Raw genomic sequence first — 5005 nt, 5'->3', positions numbered from 1 at the left:
ACGCCAACCCCACATCGTGCGCGGACACTTCGGCAGCCAGCATGTCCGCTACATCCTCGACGAGTGAAATCCATGAGTTTCTGACCAATAGGCGGACGCGGGTTTCGCCGGGGCTGGCCAGCCATGCAGGGGCGGCAAGCACCGCATGTGCCGCGCACCTCCTCTAGTCGGCATGTCGAGTCGTTCACTCACCGTGGCGCTCTGGCGGCGCGCGGGTGAGTTGCCGGTCGGGCCCGCAGGATGGCCCCTCGAAAGGAAGCTACACCGACGCCCGGCTGGAGGCTGGGGCGCCAATCAGCGGTGTGCGCTAGCGAAATGGCCCGGAGTCAGGTGGTCTGGTTGAAGGTGGAGTCGAGCCAGTCGAACATCGTCTGGTGGGCCCGGCTCATCGCGCCCATGTGGCAGTGCTCGCCGGCGCCTTCGTTCTCGGTGAGGGTGACGAGGGTGGTATCGGCGTTCGTGAGGGCCTTCTGCACCTCGTGCGGCTGCCCCTTGAGGAACTGGTCGTTCTCGGCGTCCATGATCAGAGTGGGGGCGGTGATCCTGTCCGCGATCCCGTCGAGCGTGTAGTCGCGGGTCTTGCGGACAAGGTCCGCGAAGGAGGAGGCGCCCATGGCCCATGTGCCATTGCGCAGCGCCCACCGGACCTGTGTGCTGACGGCCGTGAGCATGCCCAGGACGGGGTCGGCGACATCGTCCTGCTTCTTGTCGATCCATGCGGCCAGCGCGGGTGGCAGGACTCCCGCGAAGGCCCTGTGGAAGTCGTGGATGCCGTCGTCGAGGATGAGCGCGGCGATGCGGTGTTCGAATGCGGCGGCCCGTGCCACGAGGTAGCCGCCGAGGCTGTACCCGAACAGTGCGATCCTTTCGGAGTCGATCTCGGGGCGGCTGACGGCGTAGTCGATGACGGGTGAGGCGACCGCCTCCCAGTCGGGGCGGAAGACGAGCTTCTGGTTGCGCAGCGCGGAGCCCTGGCCGGGGCCGTCGAAGGCGAGCACGTTGTAGCCGCGTCGGAGCGCGGCGGCGGCGATGGCGAAGTACGACTCCTCAAGGGTCGAGTCGTAGCCGCTGGTGTACACCACCGTCGGGCGCGGGACGCCTGAGTCGTCGACCAGGTAGAGGTATCCGGGAAGGGTCGTGTCCTGGTAGGGGATCTCCAACGCCTCCACCGGGGTGTCGAACAACTCGGCCGCCGCGGCGAACGTGTCGTGCGAGAGCCTGGACAGGTGGGCGACCTCCGGGTCGTCCGCCGGGTGCTCCCGGAGGAAGAACTCGGCCGTCCGATAGTAGTTCGATGCCCGGAGCAGTGCCTCCCGCGCGCTGACCCGGTGGCCGGCGCTGCGCGATGCTTCGCCGATGGCCTGTACGCGCTCGGCTGTCGCCTTCCACTCGCGGTGCCAACTCTGCTCGTCGCCCTCCGTGATGGCGCGCGCGGTGACGATGATCTCGCCCAGGTCGGCGCCTGCGTAGTTGGCGAACCCTGCCGCGCGCAGGGTTTCGAAGGAGAACGACTCGTCGTCGAAGAGGAATTTCATCGGGCTTCCCTCCTTGCCGAGACGGACCCGTTCCGTCTCGGCATCGGAACATACGCCACCGCGAGACGAGACGCAACCGTTCCGTTCCGCGTAGGGTGGATGCATGAACAAGACCGCCATACCGACTTCACGACGCCGTCCCGGCGGCCCGGTGCTGCAGGAGGACGTCACACACGCCCTGCGAACGGCGTTCTTCGAGGAACTGGCCGCTGTCGGCTACGGCAAGCTGTCCCTGGAGGCGGTCGCCCGCCGGGCCGGGGCCGGAAAGGCGGCCATCTACCGCCGCTGGCCGTCGAAGCGGGCGATGACGGCGGAGTTGGTCTCGCAGGTCGCCATCGAAGCAATCGGCACCCCGGACACGGGCGGCCTCCGAGAGGATGTGGACCGGTTCGTCCGCGACTCGCTGACCGCGCTGAACCACCCGATCGTCTCGAAGATCGCCCCCGACCTCCTGGCCGAAGCCGCCCGCAACGAAGAACTGGCGCAGACCCTGCTCGCCCGCGTCCGGGACTCACGCCGCAAGAGCGCCGCGCGCATCATTCACCGGGCTGTCGAACGCGGGGAGCTGCCTCCCGGCACGGACGTCGAACTCAACCTGGACTTCCTGGCGGGACCGGTCTACTGGCGTGTAGCGGTTGTCAGGGTTTCTGTTGACGATGACTACATCGACCGTGTGGTCACCAAGATCGTTGCAGCCATGAAGGCGTGATCACGTCCTGGCGCAGCTTCTCCGGCTCCCGCGGAACAGCACCGCTCAGGCCGCGAGCAGTTCCCGCCTGTGCGTCTTTGCCCAGTCGCCCAGGTGGATGGGGTCGCGCCCCAGCAGGTCTGCCACCGTGGACGTGACGACCTGTGAGAAATCCATGCGGCCGTCGTGGTTCTGCCGGAGGTATTCGAGGATGCTGGCGGCGTAGGCCGGGTCCATGAAGGCCGGCGCCTGTTCGGCCGCCTCCGGCGTGACGACCTTGGCTGCGATCGGGCGGCCCAGCGCCTCGCTCAAGATCGCCGCCATGCTCGGCCCGTCCACGACGTCTGTCGAGAGCCAGTAGCCCTTCCCGGCGTGACGGCCGGGCCCCTCGGCCAGCACCTGCGCCGCCACCGCCGCAAGGTCCTCGTTGGCCACGAAGCCCATGGGCTTGTCCCCCACCGGCCACGTCACGCAGTCGTCCACGATCCGTGACGTCGTCAGCAGCACCTCCATGAACGTGTGCGGGTGCAGGTGGGTCCACGCGACGCCGCTGCCCTCGATGTAGCGTTCGACCAGCTCGTGCCAGGCGAAGTGCGGATCGGTCGCACGCCCGTCGCCGAAGATGCCGAGGTGGACGATGTGTTGCACCCCTGCGTCGGAGGCGGCATCGACCACCGTCTTCGACTGGTGAGTCATGGCGCCCGAGTAAGGCGTGGCGAGGAAAAGCCGGTCCGCCCCTTCGAGTGCGGCCGGGAACGTCCTCGGGTCGTCGAGGTCCAGGTGCACGGCGGACCGGCCTTCGTCCTTCCAGCGCCGGACCGTCGACGGGTTCCGTGAGGCCCGCACCACCTCTACAGGCGCGTCGGCCAGGTGGGCGGCGACCCGCCCGCCGGTGAGCCCCGTCGCACCGAGCACGACGATCCGCGGGGTGTGAACGATCTGCATGACAGCTCCGATCCCAATCCCATGCGACAGCAATCACTGTCGCATGGAGACGACAGTGATTGCTGTCGTATGCTGTTGTCAAGCCGAAGGAGGAACCTGTGCGTACATGGAGCGAGAACGCGCCCAAGGCACGTCTCATGGAGCAGAAGCGCCGCGTCCTGCTCGATGCGGCACTGGCGGCGTTCCTGGACGAGGGGTACGCGGGCAGCTCGGTTAACCGAATCGCAGCCGCGGGCGGCGTCTCCATCAAGACCTTGTACCGGCACTTCGACAGCAAGGAGGACCTCTTCGTCGCGGTCGTCCACGACGCCTGCGACACACCCTCCGAAACGGCGGCCCGGTGGACCGAGATGCCACCACGGGAAGGACTGGCCCTCTGCGGTGCGGAGCACCTGGAACAGGTGCTGTCCGCCAGCCAGATGGGCCTGTACCGCGTGCTCGCCTCCGAGTCCCACCGGTTCCCCGAACTCGGAGCCCGCTACCAACGCAACGTCCTCGGCCAGCGCTACGACGCGGTAGCCCGGTACATCGAGTCGTGGCGGGGTAAATCCCCGTACACCGCCCACGACACTTCCCGCGCGGCCCGCACATTCGCGAGCCTGCTGTACTCGGGCATCTTCGAAAACGTCCTCATGGGCGCCGCCCCGCCGCCCCGGTCAACCCTGCTGGCTCACGCGGACGACACAGCGGTAGCGTTCCTCGCCCTCCTCGCGCAGGGTCATCTCTGAGCTCCCGGGGCGCCCCTATCGAGGTGACCCAGGTTCTGGCCCGGTTTTTCGTCCTACGAGCTCGTAACACGTTCTTGCTGAAACGTGCTGGTCGGGCGTGATCGATGTGATGATCCGGTCGTCCGTCTCGTGTGACGACTCGGCCGTGGATCGTGGACGACGACTTGTGGGCACGGATCGAACCGCTGCTCCCGCCCTGGCCCGAGCGGTCTCCGGGGCCAAAACCAGTGCCGGACCGGCTGTGCTTGCAGGGCATCTCGTACGTCCTGCACCAGGACATTGCCTGGCAACTCCTGCCCCTGGAGCTAGGGTTCGGCTCCGGCAGGCCTGCTGGCGGCGCCTGGACCGCTGGCAGAAGGCCGGAGTCTTCGACCAGTTGCACCGCCTCCTGCTCTCCGAGCTGAACGCTGCCGGCGTGCTCGACTGGTCCCGCGCGTGTGTGGACGGCTCCCACGTCCGCACGAAAAAGGGGGTGCCGCGACCGGCCCGTCGCCGGTCGACCGGCGCAAGACAGGCAGCAAGCACCATCTGATCTGCGACGGCAACGGCACCCCGCTGAACGTCATCACGATCGCGGCCAACGTCAACGGCATCACCCAGACGCTGCCCCTCCTCGACGGCATCCCGCCGGTGGCCGGGCGGCCTGGCCGCCCCCGTCGACGCCCCGACGCCGTGCTCGGCAACAAGGCTTACGACTCCCGGGCCGTCCGGCGCGAACTGCGCAAACGCCGGATCATGCCGGTCATCTCCCGCAAGGGCGCCCCGAACATCAAGGGCCTGGGCAAGCTCCGCTACGTCGTCGAGCAGACCTTCGCCCTGCTCCACCAGTTCAAACGCCTCGCCGTCCGCTGGGAACAACGCCTCGAACTCCACGACGCCTTCCTCTCGCTGGCCTGCAGCCTCATCTGCTGGCGACGACTGAAGAAGGCCCCCTCGTGATCGTGTTACGAGCTCTACGGAGCAGCCGTCATTCTCGGCTCACTCCTGATGTCAGCATGACATTTGAAGACAGGGCTATTGGTCAGAAACTCATGGATTTCACTCGTCGAGGATGTAGCGGACATGCTGGCTGCCGAAGTGTCCGCGCACGATGTGGGGTTGGCGTTGTC

General features: G+C 67.4%; 4 protein-coding genes and 1 pseudogene. 3 read left to right on the top strand and 2 right to left on the bottom strand.

The window, feature by feature from the left end; genetic code table 11:
- Positions 1-326: 326 nt before the first annotated feature.
- Positions 327-1535 (bottom strand): alpha/beta hydrolase family protein, encoded by a 1209-nt coding sequence (locus tag ACIQGQ_RS37130; RefSeq protein WP_402405088.1) that lies wholly within the window; start codon positions 1533-1535, stop codon positions 327-329.
- 103 nt (positions 1536-1638) lie between these two features.
- Between ACIQGQ_RS37130 and ACIQGQ_RS37125 the strand changes: the two genes are divergently transcribed.
- A complete protein-coding gene (locus ACIQGQ_RS37125) occupies positions 1639-2244 on the top strand; it encodes a TetR-like C-terminal domain-containing protein (RefSeq protein WP_402405086.1) in 606 nt (201 codons plus the stop codon).
- 45 nt (positions 2245-2289) lie between these two features.
- On the opposite strand, the gene ACIQGQ_RS37120 is transcribed toward ACIQGQ_RS37125, so the two are convergent.
- Positions 2290-3168: an NmrA family NAD(P)-binding protein gene (locus tag ACIQGQ_RS37120; RefSeq protein ID WP_402405082.1), complete on the bottom strand. Its 879-nt coding sequence runs from the start codon at positions 3166-3168 to the stop codon at positions 2290-2292.
- A gap of 98 nt (positions 3169-3266) precedes the next feature.
- Between ACIQGQ_RS37120 and ACIQGQ_RS37115 the strand changes: the two genes are divergently transcribed.
- Positions 3267-3896: a TetR/AcrR family transcriptional regulator gene (locus ACIQGQ_RS37115; RefSeq protein ID WP_402405079.1), complete on the top strand. Its 630-nt coding sequence runs from the start codon at positions 3267-3269 to the stop codon at positions 3894-3896.
- 131 nt (positions 3897-4027) lie between these two features.
- Positions 4028-4835, top strand: a pseudogene (locus ACIQGQ_RS37110) (IS5 family transposase).
- The last annotated feature ends 170 nt before the right edge of the window (positions 4836-5005 follow it).

Source organism: Streptomyces sp. NPDC092952 (genome assembly GCF_044754785.1).
Lineage (GTDB): Bacteria > Actinomycetota > Actinomycetes > Streptomycetales > Streptomycetaceae > Streptomyces.
Note: the sequence above shows the minus strand (reverse complement) of the source record. Positions and strands in the feature narration are given on the sequence as shown.

What these genes read in the sequence shown, in the direction of transcription:
- ACIQGQ_RS37130 (WP_402405088.1), bottom strand. Translation starts at nt 1,535, where the DNA reads ATGAAATTCCTCTTCGACGACGAGTCGTTCTCCTTCGAAACCCTGCGC.
- ACIQGQ_RS37125 (WP_402405086.1), top strand. Translation starts at nt 1,639, where the DNA reads ATGAACAAGACCGCCATACCGACTTCACGACGCCGTCCCGGCGGCCCG.
- ACIQGQ_RS37120 (WP_402405082.1), bottom strand. Translation starts at nt 3,168, where the DNA reads ATGCAGATCGTTCACACCCCGCGGATCGTCGTGCTCGGTGCGACGGGG.